The sequence below is a fragment of the Streptomyces sp. NPDC059201 genome (genome assembly GCF_042754585.1).
GTDB lineage: Bacteria > Actinomycetota > Actinomycetes > Streptomycetales > Streptomycetaceae > Streptomyces.
On the sequence record NZ_JBHZBB010000004.1, the window covers coordinates 715,910 to 739,346 of the forward strand.

At 72.4% G+C, this 23,437-nt stretch carries 26 protein-coding genes; 11 read left to right on the forward strand and 15 right to left on the reverse strand.

The window, feature by feature from the left end; all coding sequences use genetic code 11:
* Window positions 1-94: 94 nt before the first annotated feature.
* From ACFXMG_RS17745 to ACFXMG_RS17770, 6 genes are all read right to left on the reverse strand, one after another.
* Window positions 95-1,684: a DoxX family protein gene (locus ACFXMG_RS17745; RefSeq protein WP_383823515.1), complete on the reverse strand. Its 1,590-nt coding sequence runs from the start codon at window positions 1,682-1,684 to the stop codon at window positions 95-97.
* A 120-nt stretch (window positions 1,685-1,804) separates the two neighbouring features.
* Window positions 1,805-2,761, reverse strand: coding sequence for a 23S rRNA (guanosine(2251)-2'-O)-methyltransferase RlmB (gene rlmB, locus ACFXMG_RS17750; RefSeq protein ID WP_383823512.1), 957 nt, complete (start codon window positions 2,759-2,761; stop codon window positions 1,805-1,807).
* A gap of 89 nt (window positions 2,762-2,850) precedes the next feature.
* Entirely contained in the window at window positions 2,851-4,248 is a 1,398-nt protein-coding gene (gene cysS, locus ACFXMG_RS17755; protein ID WP_383823509.1) for a cysteine--tRNA ligase, read from the reverse strand.
* A 73-nt stretch (window positions 4,249-4,321) separates the two neighbouring features.
* Window positions 4,322-4,867, reverse strand: a complete 546-nt coding sequence (gene ispF / locus ACFXMG_RS17760) for a 2-C-methyl-D-erythritol 2,4-cyclodiphosphate synthase (protein ID WP_383823506.1) — start codon at window positions 4,865-4,867, stop codon at window positions 4,322-4,324.
* Window positions 4,857-5,606, reverse strand: coding sequence for a 2-C-methyl-D-erythritol 4-phosphate cytidylyltransferase (ispD, locus tag ACFXMG_RS17765; protein WP_383823503.1), 750 nt, complete (start codon window positions 5,604-5,606; stop codon window positions 4,857-4,859). The genes ispF and ispD overlap by 11 nt, the downstream gene beginning before the upstream one ends.
* Window positions 5,607-5,845: 239 nt before the next feature.
* Window positions 5,846-6,328: a CarD family transcriptional regulator gene (locus tag ACFXMG_RS17770; protein WP_003953493.1), complete on the reverse strand. Its 483-nt coding sequence runs from the start codon at window positions 6,326-6,328 to the stop codon at window positions 5,846-5,848.
* A gap of 619 nt (window positions 6,329-6,947) precedes the next feature.
* On the opposite strand from ACFXMG_RS17770, the gene ACFXMG_RS17775 reads away from it, so the two are divergent.
* Window positions 6,948-7,559 carry a DUF461 domain-containing protein gene (locus ACFXMG_RS17775; RefSeq protein WP_383823501.1) on the forward strand — a complete coding sequence of 204 codons (612 nt, stop codon included), beginning with the start codon at window positions 6,948-6,950 and terminating at the stop codon, window positions 7,557-7,559.
* Between the two features lie 71 nt (window positions 7,560-7,630).
* Here ACFXMG_RS17775 and ACFXMG_RS17780 read toward each other — a convergent pair whose 3' ends face one another.
* Both ACFXMG_RS17780 and ACFXMG_RS17785 read right to left on the reverse strand, forming a co-directional pair.
* Complete coding sequence (locus ACFXMG_RS17780) at window positions 7,631-8,311, reverse strand: response regulator transcription factor (RefSeq protein ID WP_043226173.1); 681 nt, start codon at window positions 8,309-8,311, stop codon at window positions 7,631-7,633.
* Window positions 8,308-9,537, reverse strand: a complete 1,230-nt coding sequence (locus tag ACFXMG_RS17785) for an ATP-binding protein (protein ID WP_351102995.1) — start codon at window positions 9,535-9,537, stop codon at window positions 8,308-8,310. Before ACFXMG_RS17785 ends, ACFXMG_RS17780 begins: the two co-directional genes overlap by 4 nt.
* Before the next feature lie 274 nt (window positions 9,538-9,811).
* Here ACFXMG_RS17785 and phoU point away from each other — a divergent pair, with 274 nt between their 5' ends.
* Both phoU and ACFXMG_RS17795 read left to right on the forward strand, forming a co-directional pair.
* Complete coding sequence (gene phoU / locus ACFXMG_RS17790) at window positions 9,812-10,492, forward strand: phosphate signaling complex protein PhoU (protein WP_383823497.1); 681 nt, start codon at window positions 9,812-9,814, stop codon at window positions 10,490-10,492.
* 229 nt (window positions 10,493-10,721) lie between these two features.
* On the forward strand, window positions 10,722-10,865 hold the full coding sequence (locus ACFXMG_RS17795; protein WP_383823493.1) for a hypothetical protein: 144 nt from the start codon (window positions 10,722-10,724) through the stop codon (window positions 10,863-10,865).
* A 69-nt stretch (window positions 10,866-10,934) separates the two neighbouring features.
* Here ACFXMG_RS17795 and ACFXMG_RS17800 read toward each other — a convergent pair whose 3' ends face one another.
* Complete coding sequence (locus ACFXMG_RS17800) at window positions 10,935-11,402, reverse strand: GNAT family N-acetyltransferase (protein ID WP_383823490.1); 468 nt, start codon at window positions 11,400-11,402, stop codon at window positions 10,935-10,937.
* A 145-nt stretch (window positions 11,403-11,547) separates the two neighbouring features.
* Here ACFXMG_RS17800 and ACFXMG_RS17805 point away from each other — a divergent pair, with 145 nt between their 5' ends.
* On the forward strand, window positions 11,548-12,081 hold the full coding sequence (locus tag ACFXMG_RS17805) for a hypothetical protein (RefSeq protein WP_383823487.1): 534 nt from the start codon (window positions 11,548-11,550) through the stop codon (window positions 12,079-12,081).
* 76 nt (window positions 12,082-12,157) lie between these two features.
* On the opposite strand, the gene ACFXMG_RS17810 is transcribed toward ACFXMG_RS17805, so the two are convergent.
* On the reverse strand, window positions 12,158-12,916 hold the full coding sequence (locus tag ACFXMG_RS17810; RefSeq protein ID WP_383823484.1) for a phosphoglyceromutase: 759 nt from the start codon (window positions 12,914-12,916) through the stop codon (window positions 12,158-12,160).
* A gap of 126 nt (window positions 12,917-13,042) precedes the next feature.
* Here ACFXMG_RS17810 and ACFXMG_RS17815 point away from each other — a divergent pair, with 126 nt between their 5' ends.
* Entirely contained in the window at window positions 13,043-14,377 is a 1,335-nt protein-coding gene (locus ACFXMG_RS17815) for an MDR family MFS transporter (protein WP_383823481.1), read from the forward strand.
* On the opposite strand, the gene ACFXMG_RS17820 is transcribed toward ACFXMG_RS17815, so the two are convergent.
* Both ACFXMG_RS17820 and mshA read right to left on the reverse strand, forming a co-directional pair.
* Window positions 14,325-14,864 (reverse strand): YbjN domain-containing protein, encoded by a 540-nt coding sequence (locus ACFXMG_RS17820; RefSeq protein ID WP_383823478.1) that lies wholly within the window; start codon window positions 14,862-14,864, stop codon window positions 14,325-14,327. The genes ACFXMG_RS17815 and ACFXMG_RS17820 overlap by 53 nt on opposite strands.
* Window positions 14,857-16,227, reverse strand: coding sequence for a D-inositol-3-phosphate glycosyltransferase (mshA, locus tag ACFXMG_RS17825; protein WP_383823475.1), 1,371 nt, complete (start codon window positions 16,225-16,227; stop codon window positions 14,857-14,859). The genes ACFXMG_RS17820 and mshA overlap by 8 nt, the downstream gene beginning before the upstream one ends.
* Window positions 16,228-16,404: 177 nt before the next feature.
* Here mshA and ACFXMG_RS17830 point away from each other — a divergent pair, with 177 nt between their 5' ends.
* The 3 genes from ACFXMG_RS17830 (at window position 16,405) to ACFXMG_RS17840 (ending at window position 20,227) form a co-directional block, all read left to right on the forward strand.
* Window positions 16,405-17,208: a class I SAM-dependent methyltransferase gene (locus ACFXMG_RS17830; RefSeq protein ID WP_383823472.1), complete on the forward strand. Its 804-nt coding sequence runs from the start codon at window positions 16,405-16,407 to the stop codon at window positions 17,206-17,208.
* A gap of 310 nt (window positions 17,209-17,518) precedes the next feature.
* The gene (locus ACFXMG_RS17835; RefSeq protein ID WP_383823469.1) at window positions 17,519-18,577 is read left to right on the forward strand and encodes a C40 family peptidase; all 1,059 of its coding nucleotides are present in this window, start codon (window positions 17,519-17,521) and stop codon (window positions 18,575-18,577) included.
* Window positions 18,578-18,943: 366 nt separating this feature from the next.
* Window positions 18,944-20,227: a PP2C family protein-serine/threonine phosphatase gene (locus ACFXMG_RS17840; RefSeq protein ID WP_383823466.1), complete on the forward strand. Its 1,284-nt coding sequence runs from the start codon at window positions 18,944-18,946 to the stop codon at window positions 20,225-20,227.
* 45 nt (window positions 20,228-20,272) lie between these two features.
* Here the strand turns inward: ACFXMG_RS17840 and ACFXMG_RS17845 are convergent, their stop codons facing one another.
* The 3 genes from ACFXMG_RS17845 to ACFXMG_RS17855 form a co-directional block, all read right to left on the reverse strand.
* Window positions 20,273-20,620 (reverse strand): DUF2516 family protein, encoded by a 348-nt coding sequence (locus ACFXMG_RS17845; RefSeq protein WP_383823464.1) that lies wholly within the window; start codon window positions 20,618-20,620, stop codon window positions 20,273-20,275.
* 95 nt (window positions 20,621-20,715) lie between these two features.
* Window positions 20,716-21,348 carry a hypothetical protein gene (locus ACFXMG_RS17850; protein WP_383823462.1) on the reverse strand — a complete coding sequence of 211 codons (633 nt, stop codon included), beginning with the start codon at window positions 21,346-21,348 and terminating at the stop codon, window positions 20,716-20,718.
* A gap of 41 nt (window positions 21,349-21,389) precedes the next feature.
* A complete protein-coding gene (locus ACFXMG_RS17855; protein WP_383823459.1) occupies window positions 21,390-21,809 on the reverse strand; it encodes a helix-turn-helix domain-containing protein in 420 nt (139 codons plus the stop codon).
* 102 nt (window positions 21,810-21,911) lie between these two features.
* Here ACFXMG_RS17855 and ACFXMG_RS17860 point away from each other — a divergent pair, with 102 nt between their 5' ends.
* The 3 genes from ACFXMG_RS17860 to ACFXMG_RS17870 all read left to right on the forward strand — a co-directional run bounded on the left by ACFXMG_RS17860 (window position 21,912) and on the right by ACFXMG_RS17870 (window position 23,357).
* Entirely contained in the window at window positions 21,912-22,331 is a 420-nt protein-coding gene (locus ACFXMG_RS17860; protein ID WP_383823560.1) for a helix-turn-helix transcriptional regulator, read from the forward strand.
* A 10-nt stretch (window positions 22,332-22,341) separates the two neighbouring features.
* Window positions 22,342-22,749, forward strand: a complete 408-nt coding sequence (locus ACFXMG_RS17865; protein ID WP_383823457.1) for a VOC family protein — start codon at window positions 22,342-22,344, stop codon at window positions 22,747-22,749.
* 122 nt (window positions 22,750-22,871) lie between these two features.
* Complete coding sequence (locus ACFXMG_RS17870) at window positions 22,872-23,357, forward strand: MarR family winged helix-turn-helix transcriptional regulator (protein WP_383823454.1); 486 nt, start codon at window positions 22,872-22,874, stop codon at window positions 23,355-23,357.
* The last annotated feature ends 80 nt before the right edge of the window (window positions 23,358-23,437 follow it).

Consider the following 23,437-nt stretch of genomic DNA (forward strand, 5'->3'; position numbering starts at 1 on the left):
CACGAAGGCATCACCGCTCGAAGGCAGCACGCACGAAGGCGGCACCGTCCCCGAGGGGCGGTGCCGCCTTTCTCGTACGCGTACGGCTCCGGGCTCAGCCCAGCAGGCCGCCGATCGGGTTCTTCGGGGCCTCGCCGCCGCCTCCGCCGGTGGTGGCCTCCTGGGTCGGCGTCTCCTCGGTGGGGGCGCCGCCGGTGGTCGAGCCGCCGCCCGAGGACGAGCCGCCGGAGGAGGCGCTCGGACTGTCGCTGGTGGCCGGCGGCGGCGCGGGCTTCGACTCGGTCGGGGTACGGCTGCTGGTGCCGCCGCCGCCCTCCGTGGCGGTGGGCCGGCGCTCCTGCGTCGGGGACGAGCCGGTCGTCCCGGAGCCGGTCTCCGTGGGCCGGGTCTCCTCCTCCGTCGCCTCCGGGGACTCCTCCTCGCGGGCCTCGGCCGTCGTCGGCGCGGCCGGCTCGGTCCGGTCGCCGCGCGGCGACTCCGAGGGGGCGCGGCGCCGCTCGGGCTCGGTCGGCAGCGGCTGGCCCGGGAGGTGGTTGATCGGGTCGTCGTTCGGGCCCGGGACGGTCACCATCTCCGTGGAGCGGACCGCGCCGCCGAGGACGGAGCCGACCAGCAGGGTCAGGCCGACGACCACGGAGGCGAAGAGGATCGAGCGGCGCATCACCCGGCGGCGCAGCTCCCACAGTTCGGCGCGCGGCCCGAGGGTCCGCCACGCCTCGCCGGCGATCCGGCCGTCGAGGGAGTAGACGGGGGCGCCGGCGATGATCAGCGGCGACCAGGCGGCCAGGTAGATGATGTCGGGCGCGTCGTAGACGGGGACGGTGCGCCAGCTGACGGTGAGGATGAGCGCGGCCGACAGCAGCGCGCCGACGACGGCGGCGACCCGCTGCCAGAGGCCGAGGACGGTGAGGACGCCGACGACGACCTGGAGGAAGGCGACGGTCAGTCCGGCGCCGACGGGGTGCTGGAGGGCGAAGTCCCGCAGCGGCTCGGCGAGCGGCCAGGGGTGCAGCTGGGTCAGCCACTTGACCATGGAGCCGCGCTCGCCGCCGTCGAAGTAGACGGGGTCGCAGAGCTTGCCCATGCCCGCGTAGATGGAGATGAAGCCGAGGAAGACCCGGAGCGGCAGCAGCACCACGCCGAGGTTCATCCGGCGCCCGGGGTAGTACGCGTGCCGGACGCCGCCCGGGCCGGCGGCCCCGGTCCACGCGGAGCCGTGCCGCCGGTCCTCCGGCGGGTCCTCGTCGTACGGCGTCGTCTCGGGCCGGAGCTCGTACACGTCGTCGTAGGCGCCCTCGGCGCGCCGCATCGGCGGCAGGAGGGGGGCCGCGGCCTCGGGGGGCACGATGGGGGTGGGCATCGTGTCGTCGATGCGCGGGATGGTCTGGGTGGCCGGCTCCAGGGTGGAGACCGCAGTGGCCGACGACTCGCGCACGGCCTGGAGGAGTCCGGTGGCGCCCGGCGTCGCCTTCCCGGACCACACGACGGGGCGGCGCCGCGGGGCTCCCGCGTGGGCGGCGGCGTGCGGGTCGGCGGCGAACTTCGGCTGCTGGGCCGGCGCCAGCCGCACACGGAAGCTGGCGTGGTTCACGATCACCTGGGCGGGATCGGAATCCACCTTGACCATGCTCAGTGCCGGCTGATCGTCGAACCCCGGCCGGGGCGTTCTGGTGTCCACACTCATCTAACCGAGTGACGCGGGGTTAGGACACTGCCTTGACATGCTCGGAATGTCCGAGGTCCGTCAAGATCACGGCCGGGGCGCGTCCCTCGTACGGGTCAGCCCGTACGAGGGAGGCGCGGGTCAGGCCATGCGGCGGCGGGCGGCCTCGTAGAGGACGACGCCGGCGGCCACGCCGGCGTTGAGGGACTCGGCGCCGCCGGGCATCGGGATGCGGACGAGGAAGTCGCAGTTCTCGCCGACGAGGCGGGAGAGGCCCTTGCCCTCGGAGCCGACCACGATGACGACGGGGCCTTCGAGGGCCTCCAGCTCGTGGACCTCGGTGTCGCCGTCGGCGGAGAGGCCGACGACGGTGAGACCGGCCTTCTGGTACTCCTGGAGACAGCGGGTCAGGTTGGTGGCGCGGGCCACCGGGGTGCGGGCGGCGGTGCCGGCCGAGGTCTTCCAGGCACCGGCGGTCATGCCGGCCGCGCGGCGCTCGGGGACGACGACGCCGTGGCCGCCGAAGGCGGAGACGGAGCGGACGACGGCGCCGAGGTTGCGCGGGTCGGTGACGCCGTCGAGCGCGACGATCAGCGGGTCCTCCTGCTCGTCGTAGGCGGCCGCGGCGAGGTCCTCGGGGTGCGCGTACTCGTACGGCGGGACCTGGAGGACGAGGCCCTGGTGGTTCAGGCCGTTGGTCATCCGGTCCAGCTCGGGGCGCGGCGCCTCCATGATGTTGATGTTGTCGCGGCCGGTGGCGAGGTTGAGGGCCTCGCGCACGCGCTCGTCGTTGTCGATGAACTGCTGGACGTAGAGGGTGGTGGCGGGCACGCCGTCGCGCAGCGCCTCGAAGACCGGGTTGCGGCCGACGACCATCTCGGCCTGGCCCTTGCCGCCGCGGCGGGCGACGGGCTTGCGCTTGGCGGCGTTCCTGGCCATCGCGTTGGTGACGCGGAACGCCTTGTGGCCCTTGCGGTTCTCGGCTTTGGGCGTCGGGCCCTTGCCCTCGAGGGCGCGGCGTCGCTTGCCACCGCTGCCGACCGTCGCGCCCTTCTTGTTCGACGTGCGACGTCCCCTGCGCTGGCTGTTCCCGGCCATGAGTGCTACCTGTTCCTCTAACTGCGTGCGTACGAAGTCTGTAAGTGAAGTGTGCCGCCCGGGGCTCCGGGCGGCACGTCTTCGGCGTTCTATCGGTTGGCGATGGTCCAGCGGGGGCCGTCGGGGCTGTCCTCGATGGCCAGGCCGGACTGGGCGAGCTGGTCGCGGATCGCGTCGGCGGTGGCCCAGTCCTTGCGCTCGCGGGCGGACTCGCGCTGCTGGAGCACGAGACGGACGAGGGTGTCGACGACGCCGTGGAGCTCCTCGCCGCCGCCGGACTCGTCGGCCCACTGGGGGTCGAGCGGGTCCAGGCCGAGGACGCCGAGCATGGCGCGGACCTCGGCGAGGCGGGCGATGGCCTCGTCCTTGTCGTCGGCGCCGAGGGCGCTGTTGCCCTGGCGGACGGTGGTGTGGATGATCGCCAGCGCGTGCGGGACGCCCAGGTCGTCGTCCATGGCCTCGGCGAAGGCCGGCGGCACCTCGGCGGCGGGCGGGACGGTCCGGCCCGCCTTCTCGGTGGCGCGCTGGACGAAGCCCTCGATGCGGGCGAAGGCGGACTCGGCCTCGCGCAGGGCCTCCTCGCTGTACTCGATCATCGACCGGTAGTGCGGGGTGCCGAGGTAGTAGCGCAGGACGATGGGGCGCCAGTTCTTCACCATCTCCGAGACGAGCACGGAGTTGCCGAGCGACTTCGACATCTTCTCGCCGCTCATGGTGACCCAGGCGTTGTGCACCCAGTACCGCGCGAACTCGTCGCCGAACGCCTTGGCCTGGGCGATCTCGTTCTCGTGGTGGGGGAAGATCAGGTCGAGGCCGCCGCCGTGGATGTCGAAGGCGGAGCCGAGGTACTTGTGGGCCATGGCCGAGCACTCCAGGTGCCAGCCGGGACGGCCGCGGCCCCACGGGGTCTCCCAGTCGGGCTCGCCCGGCTTGGTCGCCTTCCACATGGCGAAGTCGCGGGGGTCGCGCTTGCCGGAGACGCCCTCGTCGGGCTGGCGGAGGTCGTCCAGGTCCTGGTTGGAGAGCTCCAGGTAGCCGGGGAACGAGCGGACGTCGAAGTAGACGCTGCCGTCGGCCTCGTAGGCGTGACCGCGCTCGATCAGACCGCGCATCATCTCGATCATCTCGGGCACGTGGCCGGTGGCGCGGGGCTCGTACGTGGGCGGCAGGCAGCCGAGGGCGTCGTAGCCCGCGTTGAACGCGCGCTCGTTGTCGTAGCCGATCGACCACCAGGCGCGGTTCTGGTCCTTGCCCTTGGCGATGATCTTGTCGTCGATGTCGGTGACGTTGCGGATGAACGTGACGTCGTAGCCGCGGTACGCGAACCAGCGGCGCATGATGTCGAAGTTCAGCCCCGACCGGATGTGCCCGATGTGCGGGGCCGCCTGGACGGTGGCGCCACAGAGGTAGATCGAGACGCAGCCCGGCGTGAGCGGGGTGAAGTCACGGATCTGCCGGGCGCTGGTGTCGTACAGGCGAATAGTCACGGGTCCAGGGTAGTGGGCGTGTGGTAGTGCCCCGCGACCGATTCCCGGTCGCGGGGCACGATTTTCCGGTGTTTCAGCGGGTGACGGGGTACACCAGGGCGGTCGCCAGGGCGGCGAGGCCCTCGGCGCGGCCGGTCAGGCCGAGCCCGTCGGTGGTGGTGCCGGAGACGGAGACGGGCGCGCCGGCGGCCTCGCTCAGCGCCTTCTGGGCCTCGTCGCGGCGCTTGCCGATCTTGGGGCGGACGCCGATGACCTGGACGGCGATGTTGCCGATCTCGTACCCCTCGGCGCGGACGATCCGGGCGGCCTCGGCGAGGAGGGTGGTGCCGGAGGCGCCGGCCCACTCGGGGCGGGAGGTGCCGAAGTGGGCGCCGAGGTCGCCGACTCCGGCGGCGGAGAAGAGCGCGTCGCAGGCGGCGTGGGCGGCGACGTCGCCGTCGGAGTGCCCGGCGAGTCCGTACCCGTCGTTCTCGTCGGCCTCCCACAGGAGGCCGGCGCACCAGAGGGCGCGGCCCTTCTCGAAGGCGTGGACGTCGGTGCCGATGCCGGTGCGGGGCAGCACGGTGGGGGTCCCCCCTGTTCGAGCGGAGCCGAGAACTCGGGGGAGGTCAGAAGCCATCGTTGGCCCTCCTGCGGGCGAGTACGGCCTCGGCGAGGACGAGGTCGAGGGGGCGGGTCACCTTGAACGCCTCTTCGTGGCCGGGCACGACGACGACGGGCGCGCCGAGCCGCTCGACCATGCCGGCGTCGTCGGTGGCGCCCTCGCCGGCGAGGGCGATGGTGGCGTGGGCGTTCACCAGGGTGTCGTGGTCGAAGCCCTGGGGGGTCTGGACGGCGCGGAGGCGGGCGCGGACGGGGGTGGCGACGACCTGCTCGGGGTCGCCGGGGGTCCCGGCGGGCTCGACCTCCTTGACGGTGTCGGAGACGGGCAGCGCGGGGACGACGGCGACGGCGCCGTCGCGGACGGCCTCGATGACGGCGTCGACGGTGTCGACGGGGACGAGGGGGCGGGCCGCGTCGTGGACGAGGACGGTGGTGATGCCGGCGGGGAGCGCCTTGAGGCCGAGGTGGACGGACTCCTGGCGGGTGTCGCCTCCGGCGACGACGAGGTAGTCGGTGCGCTCGGGGAGGGCGTGGTCGTCGAGGAGGTGCTTGACCTCGGCGACGCCGTCGGCGGGGGCGACCACGACGACGAGCCGGACGGCGCGGGAGGCGGCCATGGCGCGGACGGCGTGGATGAGCATGGGCGTGCCGTTCAGCGCGCGCAGCGCCTTGGGGGCGCCCGGACCGAGGCGTACGCCCCGCCCGGCGGCCGGGATCACCACGGCGGTACGGCTAGGACGCGCTTCGTCAGACATCGGTTGCACTCCGGCAGGTTTGTTTCCGCGGGCGACGTGGGTATGGCGTCAGCAGGCTTTGATACGACGCCTCGACCGGGCCCTTTCCGTGACGACGGTCGGGGCGTCGCCATGATGCGGGAGGGAAGGAAAGAGAGACGAACATGCCGCAGTGCCCGGCGACGGCACTGCGAATCTGGGATTCACAGCGCGTCGGCGGGCACCGCGGCATTGCTGCTGGGCATGGCCTGAGCCATGCGTCAGGACGCGAGCACCTCGTCGAGGAGGGCCTCGGCCTTGTCCTCGTTCGTGTTCTCCGCGAGCGCCAGCTCGCTCACCAGGATCTGCCGAGCCTTGGCGAGCATGCGCTTCTCACCTGCGGAGAGACCCCGCTCGCGCTCGCGGCGCCACAGGTCGCGGACTACTTCGGCGACCTTGATGACATCGCCGGAGGCGAGCTTCTCGAGGTTCGCCTTGTAGCGGCGGGACCAGTTCGTCGGCTCCTCGGCGTACGGCGCGCGCAGCACCTCGAAGACCCGGTCCAGCCCGTCCTGCCCGACAACGTCGCGCACGCCTACGAACTCCGCGTTGTCCGCCGGCACGCGAACCGTCAGGTCGCCCTGCGCGACCTTGAGCACCAAGTAGGTCTTGTCCACGCCTTTGATCTGGCGAGTTTCGATGGCCTCGATCAGCGCGGCCCCGTGATGGGGATAGACCACGGTGTCGCCAACCTTGAACGTCATGTGACAGGTACCCCTTCCGTGGCTATCCAGGGTAACACGGAAACTGCTTCTTCTGAATGGCGTTTCCGCAGGTCAGGGCATATCTCGGGGCTTGACAAGTGCCTCGCCCGCGTGCTGCGGAGGGCTTCCGGAAGGCGGTATTCGCAGGTCGGAGCCGCTGCGTCGACGGAGAGAAACGCGCACGTTACACACATCCGGGACCCGCCGGAGCGGGCGGTATGTCCGTGTTCGTCCCGTCCAGAGTAGCCTCCTTCACGTACTCCGTTCGAGGATCGACCACCCGTACGGAGGGATCGCGTCAAGAATCCGGAATTGATCAGCGGGGATCAGCGGGCGACGCGTCCGTGCTTTTCCGTAAGGGAAGGCATGCGGAATGCGACGCCACCGCCGGAATTGATCACGTCGGTTATGTGAACGCGGGGCCAATGGGATGTGATCCGGCCACGCGCGGAACCGCGCGCGGGCGTCTCCCACAGGGCCCGCGGAGGGGGCGCCGGGCGCTTAGGGGCGGGTCGGGTGCGGGACGGAGAGTCAGGCTCGGTAACCTAAGCGCGCTGACGCACCTTTAGCTGGTCCTTAGTCCCTCTCCCGTCCGTACGTCCTAGGAGTTGCCGCCGCCGTGAGCCGCAGCCTTCGACGCGGCGCTCTCGCCGCCACCGCCATCGTGTTCTCGATCGCCGCGCTGTCCGCTTGCGGCGCGGGGAACGACGCCCAGACGCTCGGCGTCCGGCCGGACAACGCCGCCGTCACCGTGGACGACGTCAAGATCCAGAACGCGCTCGTCATCACCCAGCCCACGCCCGGCGCCAAGGGCCCGGCCGTCGTCTCGGCGACCGTCTTCAACAACGGCCGCGCCCCGCAGACGCTGGAGTCGATCAGCCTGCCCGGCAGCAACGCGGCGGTCGTCCTGAAGTCCGCGAAGGGCGCAGGACCGGTCGTCGTCCCCGCGGGCGGCTCCGTCGTCATCGGCGGCGAGGGCAACGCCACCGCCACGATCGAGAACGGCCACGAGGCCGCCGAGAACGGCGACGCCCAGAAGGTCGTCTTCAAGCTCAGCAAGACGGGCGACGTCTCCCTGGAGGCGTTCGTCGTCCCCTCGACGAGCTACTTCAAGGGCTACGGCCCCTCCGAGGTCCCCCTCCCGCCGTCCACCGCCACCCCCTCCCCCACCGCGGAGGCCGGCGAACACGGCACCGAGGGCAGCGACGCGGGCCCGTCCGCCGGCCACTGAGGTCCACCGCATACGGCTGAAGGGGCGCCCCCCGAGCGGGGGCGCCCCTTCAGCCGTAAAGAAACTGATCTTTACGGCTCGAACTTGTAGCCCAGGCCGCGGACCGTGACCAGGTAGCGGGGGGCGCCCGGGTCCGGTTCGATCTTGGCGCGGAGGCGCTTGACGTGGACGTCGAGGGTCTTGGTGTCGCCCACGTAGTCGGCGCCCCAGACGCGGTCGATGAGCTGCATGCGGGTGAGGACGCGGCCCGCGTTGCGCAGGAGCATCTCCAGGAGGTCGAACTCCTTCAGGGGGAGGTCGATCTTGCCGCCGCCGACCGTCACCACGTGCCGGTCGACGTCCATGCGGACCGGGCCGGCCTCCAGGGCCGCCGGGGTGACCTCCTCCGGCTCGCCGCGCCGGCGGAGCACCGCGCGGATGCGGGCGACCAGCTCGCGGGAGGAGAAGGGCTTCGTCACGTAGTCGTCGGCTCCTATCTCCAGCCCGACGACCTTGTCGATCTCGCTGTCCTTCGCGGTCACCATGATGACCGGGACGTTGGAGCGACCGCGCAGCTGCCGGCAGACCTCCGTGCCGGGCAGGCCCGGCAGCATCAGGTCGAGGAGGACGAGATCCGCTCCGTTGCGCTCGAACTCGTCGAGTCCGTCGGGGCCGGTCGCCGCCACGGCGACCTCGAAGCCCTCCTTGCGGAGCATGTACGACAGGGCGTCGCTGAAGGATTCCTCATCCTCGACGACAAGGACTCGGGTCACGGAAGGACCTCCGGTGCAGGAAGCGGTTCGGTCATGAGATCGGGGGTGAGGGAGGCGGGGGTCCGGCGGTCCCGTGCGGAGCCCGCCTCGGGCAGCCGCAGGGTGAAGGTGGAGCCCTGACCCTCGGTGCTCCACACCGTGACCTCTCCGCCGTGCGAGGCGGCCACGTGCTTGACGATCGCGAGCCCGAGCCCCGTACCGCCGGTGGCACGCGAGCGTGCCGGGTCGACGCGGTAGAAGCGCTCGAAGATCCGCTCGCGGTCCTTCTCGGGGATGCCGATGCCCTGGTCGGTCACGGCTATCTCGATGAGGTCCCCGCCGGGTGCCGCGACGCGGCGCGCGGCGATGCCCACGCGGGTCCGGGCCGGCGAGTAGTTGACGGCGTTCTCGACCAGATTGCCGAGGGCCGCGGCGAGCTGGCCCCGGCTGCCCCAGACGAACAGGTCGGCCGAGCCGCCGGAGGCCATCGTGATCTGTTTGGTGGAGGCCGGGTGCCGCGAGCGGTCGATCGCCTCGGCGACCAGCTCGTCCACGGACACCGGCTCGGAGTCCTCCAGCGGGTCGTCGTTCTGCACCCGCGAGAGGTCGATGAGCTCCTGGACCAGGTTGGTCAGCCGGGTCGCCTCGATCTGCATCCGGCCCGCGAAGCGCATGACGGCCTCGGGGTCGTCCGAGGCGTCCATGACGGCCTCGGAGAGCAGCGAGAGCGCCCCGACCGGGGTCTTCAGCTCGTGGCTCACGTTCGCGACGAAGTCGCGCCGTACCGCTTCGATACGGCGTGCCTCCGTCAGGTCCTCGACCAGCAGCAGCACCAGCCGGGAGCCCAGCGGGGCCACGCGCGCGGAGACCGCGAGGGCCTCGCCGCGTCCGCCGCCGCGCCGGGGCAGGTCCAGTTCGACCTGGCGTATCTCCCCGTCCCTGCGGGTGTCGCGGGCCATGTTGAGCATCGGCTCCACGGCCAGCTTCCCGCCGCGGACGAGCCCGAGGGCGTACGCCGCCGAGCTGGCCTTCACCACGGAGTCGCTCTCGTCGAGCACGACCGCGGAGGAGCGCAGCACGGAGAGCACGGTGTCGACGCCGGGCGGGAGCACGGCGTCGGTGTGCAGAGAGGTACGGGTGGGTCGCGCCTGGTCGCGTTCGCTCCAGCGGAACGCCAGCATGGCGATCACGCCGGTACACACTCCGGCGATCGCGGCCAATGCGGCGACCGCCGCGTTCACGTCCATGGCATCCAGGTTATGCGTGGTCACGGACACTCTCCCAGCCGTCCGAGTGGCTGCTCGAACACTCGTCGCTCAGAGTTCACCCTGGAGACGGGGGCGGTTCATTTGCCCTGACGAGCACGGAGGCCCACGTCGCCCAGAGTTCACCTTCACGCCAGAGGCGGTTCACGCGAGGGGATGGAGCCGGACGCACAGGGGGCCGAACGTGGGAGCGTGAGGGGTCCGGAGGGACCCCGGAACGAAGAAGCGAAGAGCACTGCCGGAGAGAGGGACATCCATGCGGGACGCGTACCACGAGGAACTTGATTCGATCGGCGAGGGCCTGGTCGAGATGGCCCGCCTGGTCGGGTCGGCGATCGGGCGCGCCACCACGGCGATGCTCGACGCGGACCTGAAGCTCGCGGAGAGCGTGATCGCCGCGGACCAGAAGGTCGACGACCTCCAGCACGACCTGGAGGCGCGGGCGATAGCGCTGCTCGCGCGCCAGCAGCCGGTGGCGACGGACCTGCGGATCGTGGTCACCTCGCTGCGGATGAGCGCCGACCTGGAGCGCTCCGGCGACCTGGCCCAGCACGTGGCCAAGCTGACCCGGCTGCGCTTCCCGGACCGCGCGGTCCCCAACGACCTGCACGCGACCATCCTCCAGATGGGCCAGCTCGCGCAGCGCCTGATGGCCAAGGCCGCCGAGGTCATCATCACGAAGGACGTCGACCTGGCGATGCAGCTGGAGCAGGACGACGACGAGATGGACCTGCTGCACCGGGCGCTCTTCCAGCACCTGATGGACGACCGGTGGAAGCACGGCATCGAGACGGCCGTCGACGTGACGCTGCTGGGCCGCTACTACGAGCGGTTCGCGGACCACGCGGTGTCGGTGGCGAAGCGCGTCGTCTACCTGGTGACGGGCGAGCACGCGGACGAGCTCCAGGCGACGGACACCCCGGTCGAGGGCGCGTAGCCGCTGCCCCGGGGCCTCGGGTCTCCGGGCTTCGGGTCTCCGGGCCCCGGGGCTTCGGGTCTCCGGGGCGGCGCGTCGGCGTGAGTCGGGGCGCGGTGGCGCGAGGGGGCGTGGAGGGCGCACGGGGGCGCTTCGGTGCGCGGGGCTCCCGTGCGCCGTTGATGCGCCGGTCCCGGCGGGCATGGAATGGGTACGAGGGACGATCCACGTCCCGCGAGGGAGGGACCCCATGGCCGATTCCCCCATCACCACCGACTCCCCGCCGGAGGCCCCGCGCGAGCGGACGCACCTGCCCGTCCTGGGCGCCTGCGGCTGCGGCCCGGGCTGCGGCTGCGGCTGCCAGGCCGGAGCGCCGTGCCAGTGCGGCGGCTGATCAGGCCGGCGTGAGCGACCGAGGGGGAGGCGCCCGACCGGGCACCTCCCCCTCGGCCTCGCGCGCCTCTCACAGATCGAGTACGCCGACGACCTGCTCGCCGCTCGTCTCGCCGGTGGTACGGAAGCCGAGCCGGCGGTAGAAGTCGCCGGGCCCGTCCTCGCCGGGCTCCCAGGTGACGTACATCCGCGAGGTCCCGCGCCGGCGCAGCTCCTCGGCGACGGCGTCGACGGCGAAGCGGCCGTACCCCGCGCCCTGCGCGTCGGCGGAGATGTTCAGCCGCCACAGTCCGCTGCGCCGGTCGGACGGGTCCTTCGCCTCGTCCCAGACGATGTCGACGAAGGCCATGAGGAAGCCGACGAGCCGGTCGCCGTCGAACACCAGCCGGGGCCAGGCGGTCTCGCCGTGCGCGTACGCCTCCGCCAGCGACGTCGCGACGGGCGCGACGTTCTTCTCCTGATGGGGGTGGACGCGCAGGGCGAGGGCGGCGTCCACGGTGGCGGGGGTGACCGGCTCCAGGCGCGGTGATCGTGTCATGCACGGGACGGTAGCGAGCGGAGACGGCCGGCGCTCCCGAAAAAGATCCCGCACCCCTCTCCGTACGCCTCCGATCCCCCCTTCACCTTGGATTACCGTCGGTCACCCCTGGGCAGCGCCGCCTCCGCCCGACAGAATTGCGGCCATGCCCTCCGCGCGAGCGACCCTCCTGACAGCGGCGGCGGCCGGGACGGCCGCGCTGCTGCTCACGGGCTGCGCGGCGGCACCCGCCGGCCTCGCGGGGGTCTCCGTGGCGGAGGACGGCACCCCTCTCGGCGTACTCCTGATGTGCCACGACCACGTCGACGGCGCGAAGCTCCACCCCGACGACCTGCCGAAGGAGTCCCGCGAGGTCACCGGCGACTGGCGCCACGACGGCCCCGTCACCGGCTTCACCTCCTGGCCCCTGATCCAGACCTCGGGCGCACCGTCGGCCGAGCGCTGGACCCCGGAGACCCACGTGGCCCGACTGGAGAAAGGCCGCCGCTACAGCCTCACAGGCTGGACCGAAGACGGCTCCTGGCAGGCCACCCCCGTCACCTTCACCCCGGAAGACCTGACCCGCCTGAAGCCAGGCCAGGTCCGCTACACCGTGGACGACGAGATCCGCACCACCTCGGTGGACGACTTCCGAGACCGAGCCTGCGCCGAAGCCGCCGGCGGCCCCGAAGAACACTGACCCCGACCGCCCGCCCCACGAAGAAGCCCCCGACCGGCGGAAGTCCGCGGACCGGGGGCTCTCTCGGGGGTGAAGGTTACTTCTTGCCCTGGTTCTTGACGGCCTCGATGGCGGCCGCGGCGGCCTCCGGGTCGAGGTAGGTGCCGCCGGGGTTGAGGGGCTTGAAGTTCTCGTCGAGTTCGTACGAGAGGGGGATGCCGGTGGGGATGTTGAGGCCGGCGATGTCGGCGTCGGAGATGCCGTCGAGGTGCTTCACCAGGGCGCGGAGGCTGTTGCCGTGGGCGGCGACCAGGACCGTGTGGCCGGCGAGGAGGTCCGGGACGATGCCGTCGTACCAGTACGGGAGCATGCGCTCGACGACGTCCTTGAGGCACTCGGTCTGCGGGCGCAGCTCCGGCGGGATCGTCGCGTAGCGGGCGTCGCCGGCCTGGGAGTACTCGTTGTCGTCGGCGAGCGGCGGCGGCGGGGTGTCGTACGAGCGGCGCCACAGCATGAACTGCTCCTCGCCGAACTCGGCGAGGGTCTGCGCCTTGTCCTTGCCCTGGAGGGCACCGTAGTGACGCTCGTTCAGGCGCCAGGAGCGGTGGACCGGGATCCAGTGGCGGTCCGCGGACTCCAGCGCGAGCTGGGCGGTGCGGATGGCGCGCTTCTGGAGGGAGGTGTGCAGCACGTCGGGCAGCAGGCCGGCGTCCTTGAGCAGCTCGCCGCCGCGCGTCGCCTCCTTCTCGCCCTTCGCGGTGAGGTTCACGTCCACCCATCCGGTGAACAGATTCTTCTCGTTCCACTCGCTCTCGCCATGGCGGAGGAGGATCAGCTTGTACGGTGCGTCGGCCATGCGTACGAGCCTAATGGACCGCTGACGATTGACGCGCGTCGTCAATTCGCTGGCGTCCGCCAGCCGAGATGCGTAAGTTGCGAGAGCCGTCAGGGGCACTTACAGCACGCAGGGGGCGCACCTCACATGTCCATCGACTCGCTCAGACGATCGGCGCGCGCCACCGTCTCCGGCCTTCCGCAGGGCTTCTGGTGGCTCTGGCTGTCGACCTTGGTCAACCGCACCGGGGCTTTCGTCCTGACTTTCCTCTCCCTCTATCTGACGGTCGAGCTCGGGCACTCCGCGTGGTTCGCCGGCCTCGTCGTCGCCCTCCACGGTCTCGGCGGTGTCGCCGGCTCCCCGCTCGGCGGCGTGCTCACCGACCGGTGGGGCCGCCGCCCCACGATGGTCACCATGCACCTGGTGTCCGCCTCCTGCGCGGGCGCGCTCGCCTTCGTCACCAGCGCCTCGGGCGTCGCCCTGGTCGTGCTGCTGATGGGCGTCTCCATGCAGGCGGTCCGCCCCTCCATCAACGCGACGATCTCCGACATGGTCCCCGCCGACGACGTGCGCCGCGCCTTCGCCCTCAACTACTGGGCGCTGAACCTCGGCTTCGCCGTCGCCTCCATCGCGGGCGGCGCCGCCGCCATCCTCGGCTACCGCACCCTCTTCCTCGTCGACGCCGTCGCCACCACCCTCTGCGCCGTGATCGTCTTCCTGCGGCTGCCGGAGACCCGGCCCGAGCGGAGCCCGGAGAAGGCCGGGGAGAAGCCGGCCGACGAGCGGGTGTCGATGCTCGACGTGCTGCGCGACGCGCCCTTCCGGACCCTCGTCCTGCTCAACCTGCTGGTCTGCGTGGTCTTCACCGCGCCCTGGATCGGCCTGCCGCTGACCATGGCCGAGCAGGGCCTGTCCGCGTCCTCGTACGGCATGGTGATCGCCGTCAACGGCATCGTGATCGTCGGCTTCCAGCTGCTGGTCAACAAGGTGACCGAGCGGCGTTCGCCGGTCGTCCTGCTGGCCGTCTCCTCGCTGCTCTTCGCCGTCGGCACCGGCGCCACCGCGCTGGCCGGCTCGTCCGTCGCCTTCGCCGCGACCGTCGTCGTGTGGACGATCGGCGAGATGGTGCACGTACCGACGAACGCCGCCGCCACCGCGCGGCTCGCGCCGGAGCACGCCCGGGGCCGCTACCAGGGCGTGATGGGCATGTCGTGGGCGGTCGCCGGTTTCGTCGCGCCGATCCTCGCCGGCGCCATCGTCGACGGGCCCGGCTCGGACGTCCTGTGGGCCGGCACCTTCGCCATCGGCGTCCTCGCCGCCGTCGGGTACACCTTTCGGCTGCGCACGGCGCTGTGCGAGGAGGAGCCGGAGACGGCGGGCCCGGAGAAGGTCGTCGCGGAGAAGCCCGGGGTGGCGCCGGAGGCAGCCGTCAGTCCCGGTCCGGTTCCGTCGCCCGAGCCGTCTCCCGCGTCAGGTTCCTGAACGCGTCCAGGTTCCGCGTCGACTCTCCCCGGGAGACCCGCCAGGCGTACTCCCGCCGGATGGCCGACGCGAAGCCGAGTTCGAGCAGCGTGTTGAAGTCGCCGTCCGCCGCCTCCAGGACCGAGCCGAGCAGCCGGTCCAGCTCCTCCGGCGTGACGGCGGCCAGCGGGAGCTTGCCGGCGAGGTAGATGTCGCCGAGCGGGTCGATCGCGTAGCCCACCCCGTACAGCTTGAGGTTCCGTTCGAGGAGCCAGCGGTGGACGCCGGCCTCGTTCTCGTCGGGGTGGCGGACGACGAAGGCGTTGAGGGAGAGGGAGTGGCGGCCGAGGCGCAGCGACAGCGTCGTGAACAGCTTGCGGGTGCCGGGGAGCTTGACCACGTACGAGCCGGGCTCGGGGCTCTCCCACTCCAGCTCCGCCTCGGTGAGCGTGTCCTCGACGATCCGCCGTGCGTCCTGAGCGTCCTGAACGTCCTGAGCGTCAGCCATGGTGGGAGCGTACGCGACGGTGGTGCGCCTGCTGGCGGTGATCGTGCATGGCGGCCGTGTACACGTCGGCGGTGCCCGACGCGGCCGTGTCCCAGCCGAAGGACCCGGCGTGGCGCGCCGCCGCCTCGCCCATCCGGGCGGTGAGCTCCGGGTCGGCGGCGAATCGATCCAGCACGCGCGCGTAGTCAGCGGGGTCGTGGCCCTGCACCAGGAAACCGGTCCGCTCGTCCCGTACGGCGACGGGCAGGCCGCCCACCGCGGCGGCGACGACCGGCGTGCCGGCCGCCTGCGCCTCGATCGCGACCAGGCCGAAGGACTCGCTGTACGAGGGCATGACGAGGACCGACGCGGCCCGGAACCAGTCCGCGAGCCGCTCCTGGCCCACCGGCGGGTGGAAGCGCACCAGGTCGGCGATGCCCAGCCGGGCGGCGAGCTTCTGGAGCCCCTCCGGCTTGGCGAGGCCGCTGCCGCTGGGGCCGCCGACGACCGGCACCACCATGCGGGAGCGCAGCGAGGGGTCGCGGTCGACCATCAGGGCGGCGGCGCGCAGCAGGATGTCCGGGGCCTTGAGGGGCTGGATCCGGCCGGCGAAGACGGGCACGAAGGCGTCCGGCGGCAGCCCGAGGCGGGCGCGGGCGGCGGCCCGGCCGTCGGCGGGCCGGAACCGGTCGAGGTTGACCCCCGGGTGGACGACCGCGATCTTGCCGGGGTCCGCCTCGTAGAAGCGGGCCAGCTCGTCGGCCTCCTCGGTGGTGTTGGCGATCAGCCGGTCGGCGGCGGCGACGATCTGCGTCTCGCCGATGACCCGGGCGGCGGGCTCGGGGGTGTCGCCCTCGGCGAGCGAGGCGTTCTTGACCTTGGCCATGGTGTGCATGGCGTGGACGAGCGGGACGCCCCACCGCTCGGCGGCGAGCCAGCCGACGTGGCCGGAGAGCCAGTAGTGCGAGTGGACGAGGTCGTAGTGGCCGGGGCGGTGGCCCGCCCACGCCTGCATCACGCCGTGCGTGAAGGCGCAGAGCTGGGCCGGCAGCTCCTCCTTGGCCAGCCCCTCGTACGGGCCGGCGTCCACGTGCCGCACCAGGACGCCGGGGGCCAGCTCGACCACGGGGGCGAGGCCGCCGGTGGTGGCCCGGGTGAAGATCTCGACCTCGATGTCGATGGCGGCGAGCCGCTTGGCGAGCTCGACGATGTAGACGTTCATGCCGCCCGCGTCGCCGGTGCCCGGCTGGTGGAGCGGGGAGGTGTGCACGGAGAGCATGGCCACCCGGCGCGGGGTCCGGGGACGCCCCGGAAGCCGGAGCCGGGAGGCCGCTGCCGGGTGCCGGTTCCGGGTGCCGGCGAACCGGGACACGTACTGGCTCACGTCGGCGGTCCTTCCGCGAGAGGGGCCTGGCGTGCGGACATGACAGGCGGAGGGCGCGGTACACGTCCTCCGCCCCGCACAACACCGGAACGGTTCCTTTCATTTCCACCCGCCCCCGCGCTTTGCCAATTCATTACGCGGGAGCTCGTGGCCGTCTCTCTCCGTATCCTTCCTCCCATGGCCCCGCGCACCACCCGCCCCGTCGGCACCCCGACCCGCGGGACCACCAACCCGAACCGGCTGCGCCGCATGGACCGCTGGATCGCCGCCGTCCACGGACCCGCCCTGCGCCGCTCCCCCGAGCCGCCCGTCGCCGTCGACCTCGGATACGGCGCCGCCCCCTGGACCGCCGTGGAGCTGCTCGCGCGGCTGCGCACGGCCGAGCCCAGGACGCGGCTGTACGGGATCGAGATCGAGCCCGCGCGGGTCGAGGCGGCGAAGCCGTACGAGGAGCTGTACGAGGGGCTCGCCTTCGTGCACGGCGGCTTCGAGGTGCCGGTGCCGGGCGCGCCCGCGCTGATCCGGGCGGCGAACGTGCTGCGCCAGTACGACGAGGAGCAGGTCGCGGCGGTGTGGGCGCGGCTGTGCGGGCGGCTCGCGCCCGGGGGGCTGCTCGTCGAGGGGACCTGCGACGAGATCGGGCGCCGGCACGTGTGGGTGGCGCTCGACCGGAGCGGGCCGCGCACGGTCACCCTCGCGACCCGGCTCGGCTCCCTCGACCGCCCCTCCGACCTGGCCGAACGCCTCCCGAAGGCGCTGATCCACCGCAACGTGCCGGGCGAGCCGGTCCACGCCTTCCTGCGGGACTTCGACCGGGCGTGGGCGGCGGCAGCCCCGTACGCCTCCCTCGGCGCCCGGCAGCGCTGGATCCGCTCCGTCCGCGACCTGGCCGCCGACTGGCCGGTCACGGACGACCCGAAACGCTGGCGCCAGGGCGAGGTCACACTCCGCTGGGACGCACTGGCACCGAGGGGTGGGTGACCGACCCGGCGGCGCGGGCGGCACGGGAGCGCGGGCGGCGGGCGGCGGGTGACCGGCTCCGAACCGCGCGAGCCCTGACAGCGCGCGGCGGGTGACCGGCAGGTGTCCTGGGGGCCTCCTGCGTCCCACATCCCGCGCACATCCCGGCCGCGTCACCGTTTCCCGGGAACGTCATCGCCTCATCGACCGTCACTCTGGCGGGGTACCTGTCGTTTTCCGTTTCCGCGTGGCACTATCGCCAGGACCACATAAGTTACTGACGGTAAATCAGAAAGTGGCCGAGGTTCCGCCCGGTCACGAGGGGGAGCCAGTGAACCGACGACGCCGACGTCCGTACGCCGCCGCCGCGGTCACCGTGGCCTGCGCCCTGGCCGTCCTGGCCGCACCGGCACTCACCCTCCAGGCCGCCGCCGCCCCGCTCCCGCCGCCCCCGCCGAAGAAGACCCTGGAGCAGGTCCGTACGGAGATAGACGGGCTGTACCGCCAGGCGGCCGCCGCCACCGACGCGTACAACCTCGCCGAGGAGCGCACCGAGCGGCAGTCCGCCGAGATCGTGCGGCTCGCCCGCATGATCGAGGGCGGCCGCGAGCGGATCGACACCCTCAAGGCCCAGGCCGGCGCCACCGCCCGCGCGCAGTACCGCAGCGGCGGCATCCCCGAGACCGCCCAACTCGCCCTCACCGGCGACCCGCAGCTCTTCCTCGACACCGCAGGGCGGCTCCGCGAGGGCGCCAAGGCCACCACCGACCTCATCGGCGAACTCTCCCGCGCCCAGGCCGAGCTGAACACCTACGCCACCGAGGCCGGCGACAACTGGACCAAGCTGGAGGCCGACCGCCTCAAGCAGGCGGAGGCGAAGAAGGAGATCAACGGCAAGATCGCCGCCGCGAAGAAGCTGGAGAGCGAGCTCGCCGCCGAGGAGCGCGAGCGGCTGCGCCGGCTGGAGGAGCTGGCGAAGCAGCAGGCGCAGACGAAGTGGCTCGGCTCCGGCATCCTCGCCGAGCTCGGCACCGAGGCCACCCCCGAGGCGCGCAAGGCGATCGCGTCCGCCCTCGCCCAGGTCGGCAAGCCGTACGTGTGGGGCGCAGAGGGCCCCGACTCCTTCGACTGCTCCGGCCTGACCCAGTCCGCGTGGGCCGCCGCGGGCACCCGCATCCCGCGCACCTCGCAGGAGCAGTGGCGGCTGCTCCCCCGGGTGCAGCCGGAGGACATGCTCCCCGGCGACCTGATCGTCTACTACCAGGACGCCAGCCACATCGGCATGTACATCGGCGACGGCAAGATGGTCCACGCGCCCCGGCCCGGCCGGAACGTGACCGTGGCGGGCGCCGGCTCGATGGAGATCCTCGGCATCGTCCGCCCGACCTGACCGTCCGGCCGCTTTGATCGTCCACCCGGCCCGATCGTCCGCCGACCTGACCGTCCGCCGACCTGATCGTCCGCCCGACCTGACAGATCCGGCCCGAGTGACCTTTCTCATGGGGCCGGGACGCGTCCGTGCCTGCTCGGGGCACAACTACCTCCCCTTCCGCGGCATATGCCAAGGACGACAGGGCCGCCCGCGGAGTGATCGCCATTCCGCCGGGCCCGCCTGTGCCGCTATGGTCCCGGACGGGCGGGACGCCACCCGGCGCCCGGCGCACCCTCGGGGGAGGGAAGGAAACCCGGACCGATGCCCGTATCCGTACCGCGCCAGAGAATCGTCTCTGCCGCGGGGCCAGGCGAGACCACCGCCATGGACGCCACCGCTGTGACAGACACAGGAACAGGCACAGGAACAGGAACGGCGACCGGCGCGGAAGCCCCCGCGACGGCCGACCGTGACCGCACCGATCTCACCCTCCTGGTCGTCGAGGACGACCCGGCGGGTGCCTTCGCCGTACCCGAACTGCTCGACGCCGCCGGCGCCGCCGGCACCCGGGTCCGCATCCGTACCGCGCGCAACCTCACCGAGGCCGAACGGCTCCTCACCGACGACGTGCACTGCGTGCTCGTCGACCTCGCGCTGCCCGTGCCCCGGGGCGCGGCCGACGAGGACCCGCTCGCCCCGCTGCGGCACATCCTGCGCCTCGCGCCCCGCCACGCCGTCCTCGCCCTCGCCCCCTCCGCCGACGCGGAGCTGGCCGCCGAGGCGGTACGCGTCGGGGCCCAGGACCACCTCTTCCGCGAGGAGCTGGACGGGCGGCTGCTGAGCCGCGCCATCCGGTACGCGGTCGAGCGCAAGCGCAACGACGCCGCCAAGGTGAAGCTCGCCGAGTCCCGGCTGCGCGCCCAGGAGAACGCCCGGCTGGAACGCGGCCTGCTGCCCACCCCGCTCCTGGACGGCTCCGACCTCCTCTTCGCGGCCAGCTACCGGCCCGGCCGGTCCCGCGCGCTGCTCGGCGGCGACTTCTACGACGTCGTCCGCACCCCGGACGGCACCGTCCACGCCATGATCGGCGACGTCTGCGGCCACGGCCCCGACGAGGCCGCCCTCGGCGTCGAGCTGCGCATCGCCTGGCGCGCGCTGACCTTCGCCGGGCTCTGCGGCGACGAGCTGCTCTCCACCCTCCAGCAGGTCCTGGAGCACGAGCGGGAGAGCGACGAGATCTTCGCGACCCTCTGCACGGTCGACATCGCGCCCGACGGGCGCCGCGCCGGGCTGTGCCTGGCGGGCCACCCGGCGCCGCTGGTCGCCCAGCGGGGCGGCACGGCGCGGCTCCTGCCGTACGAGGACGGGGGCCCCGCCCTCGGCCTGCTGCCGCGCGCCCGGTGGCCGCGCCGGCAGGTCGAGCTGGGCGGGGCGTGGAGCCTGCTGCTCTACACCGACGGCCTGATCGAGGGCCGGACGGCGGGCCCGGGCTCGCCGCGGCTCGGACAGGACGGCATGGTCGACATGATCAACCGGCAACTGGCCGGCGGCCTGCGCGGCGAGACGCTCCTGGAGGCGGCGATGGCCGAGGCCCGGACGCTGAACGGCGGCGAGCTGACGGACGACGTGGCCCTGCTGGCCCTGGAACGGGACAGGGCCCGGGGCTGAAAGCCCCGGGCCCCGCCCGCCGTACTGTGCCCCTCGCCGTCGGTCCTACCGGCCGCCGTTGTAGGGGCCGTACGGACCGTCGCTGCTGGAGCCGCCGCGCCGGCCGCCTCCGCCGCCGCCCATCACCTGCTTGAGGGCCGGGCGGACGTCCACCATGAAGACGATCGCGGCGATGAGGCCGGCGATCAGGAGGAAGAGGAAGCCGGGCAGGAAGAGGTTCAGGGCGAGGTTGACCCCGAGGAGGATCAGCCAGAACTTCTTCGTCTGCTTGTCCGCGGCCCGGTAGGCGTCCTCCCGGACCATCGCCGCGATGACGAACGAGGCGACGGCGAAGCCGGTGAAGACCAGGAACATCAGCAGGTTGAGGGTGTTGTCGAACCGGTCCATCAGCATGCTGAACACCGCCTAGGGGGTCATGGGGTACGTACGCCTCCCGGTCAAGTTACCCGTTCCAACGCTCCGCGCCCCAGGAATGGTGCCCGGGTCCGCTATTCGGCCCCGCCGGCCGTGGAGTCGGTCGCGGCGGCCGCCTTCTTGGCGGGAGCCTTGCGGGCGGCGGGCTTACGGGGGGCGGGCTTGGGCCTGGCCTCCGCGGCGACCGGCTCCACGACGGGCGCGGCCTCGGCCTCGGGCTCGGTCTTCGCCGCGGCCTCGGCCTCGGGCTCGGTCCTGGTCTCCTCCGGCTCGACCACGACCGTGATCTCGGTGACCGGCTCGGCGGTCTCGCCGCGCCAGGCGCGGACGGTCTCCTCGCCGAGGGCGGCGACCTCCTCGTACTTCTCGCGCGCCTTGACGGCGTACTCGGCGGCCACGCCGACGCCCCGCAGGGCCAGGTCCTGCGCGGTCTCGCCGAGCTTCTTGAGGTCGGTGTCGAGACCGCCGACAACCCCGACGACCTCGGCGACCTTGGCCTGGACGACGGCCTGGGCCTCCTTGGCCCGGTCGGCGACCTTCTCCTGCACGACCTTGGGGTCGGTGTTCCGCACCGCGTCGATCCGGCCGGGCGCCTCGGCGGCGAGCTGCTCGATCAGGCCGGGCACCTTGCGGGCCTGGCGCACGGCGAGGTCGGCGGTGCCGGCGGCGAAGTAGAGGGGGGTACGCAGTTCGTCGATGAGGGGCATGCTGGTGGTCCTCCCGGTGGAACGTTCAGGCTGACGTCGTACTAACTGGAAGCTTCCGGCTCCGCAGCGGCGGCAGGCGCAGCGGCCGCGGCCTCCGCCGCGTTCTCCGCCGCGTTCTCCTTGCGGAAGGAGTCGTAGATCTGGAGCAGCACCTGCTTCTGCCGCTCGTTGATCGAGGGATCGGCCAGGAGGACGGCCCGCGTCTCCAGCTCCTCCCGGTCCTTCTCGTCGAGGATCCCGGCCCGCACGTAGAGCGTCTCGGCCGAGATCCGCAGCGCCTTGGCGACCTGCTGGAGCACCTCGGCGCTGGGCTTGCGCAGCCCGCGCTCGATCTGGCTCAGGTACGGGTTCGACACCCCTGCCGCGTCGGCGAGCTGCCGCAGCGAGAGCTGCGCGGTGCGCCTCTGCTCGCGCAGGTACTCGCCGAGGCTGCCGAGATTGCCGACGTTGAGCGATGCCATGCCGCGTACCCTGCCACCGCTTGCTAACTATTGCAAGCACATGCTTGCTGGAGTGTACGCGGGGGGCGGGACGCCGGTACGGTGAAGGGCGTGACGACCCGCATACCGCTCGACGATCTCCGGCGCCTGCGGAAGGCGCGGGACCAGATGGACCGGGACTACGCGCAGCCGCTGGACGTGGCGGCGCTGGCGCGGACGGCGCTGATGTCGGCCGGGCACTTCGCGCGGAGCTTCCGGAGCGCCTTCGGGGAGACCCCGTACAGCTATCTCATGACCCGGCGGATCGAGCGGGCGAAGGCGCTGCTGCGGCGCGGGGACCTGTCGGTGACGGACGTCTGCATGGAGGTGGGGTGTACGTCGCTGGGCTCGTTCAGCTCGCGGTTCACCCAGTTGGTCGGCGAGACGCCGAGCGCGTACCGCGCGCGGGAGCACGGGGCCGACGCCGCCCTGCCCGCGTGCGTCGCGAAGGTCGTCTCGCGACCGGTCAGGAACGGAGAAGCGCGGCTCGACACCGCTCCCTAGCGTGGTGGGCATGGACATCAACCTGCACCAGTGCTTCATCGCCGTCGACGACCACGAGGCCGCCCTCGGCTTCTACCGCGACGCGCTCGGCTTCGAGGTCCGCAAGGACGTGGGCTTCGAGGGGATGCGCTGGGTGACCCTCGGGTCGCCCGCCCAGCCGGACGTCGAGATCGTCCTCGAACCGCCGCTCGCCGACCCCGGCGCCACCGAGGAGGACCGCAAGGCCGTCGCCGAGCTCCTCGCCAAGGGCCTCCTGCGCGGGGTCAACCTCCGCACGGCCGACCTCGACGCGGCCTTCGAGCAGGTCCGGTCGGCCGGCGCCGACGTGCTCCAGGAGCCGATGGACCAGCCGTACGGCGTCCGCGACTGCGCCTTCCGGGACCCGTCGGGCAACATGATCCGGATCGCCCAGGCGTGAGCCCGATCGCCCAGGCGTGAGCAAGGTCGGTCGGCCGCGCACGCCCCGAGCCTCGCGGCCCGCGTGAACTCGTCCGCTTCCGGACCGTCCGGAACGGATCGGTTCTGGCTACCCTGGCGGACATGACCGCCATGAACCCCCGCCGCAGCGAGCCCGATCTCTCCTTCCTCCTCGACCACACCAGTCACGTCCTGCGCACCCGCATGGCGGCGGAGCTGGCGGAGATCGGGCTCACCGCCCGGATGCACTGCGTCCTCGTCCACGCCCTGGAGGAGGAGCGGACCCAGGCGCAGCTCGCCGAGATCGGCGACATGGACAAGACGACGATGGTCGTCACCGTGGACGCCCTGGAGAAGGCCGGGCTCGCGGAGCGGAAGCCCTCCAGCACGGACCGGCGGGCGCGGATCATCGCCGTCACGGAGGCGGGCGCGCGGGTCGCCGAGGAGAGCCGGCGGATCGTGGACGGCGTCCACGCGCAGGCTCTCGACTCGCTCCCGGACGAGGAGCGGGAGGCGCTGGTCCGCGCGCTGGGCCGACTGGCCGAGGGCCACCTGAAGACGCCCGCCGAGGGGCCGGCGGCCACCCGCAGGGCCCGCCAGAAGAACTGAGCCACCCCTATTAAGTTCCGTAAAAAATAGTCTGCAACAAAACCTTCTGCTAACGTCTCTCCTGTCGCCTCCACGGACAG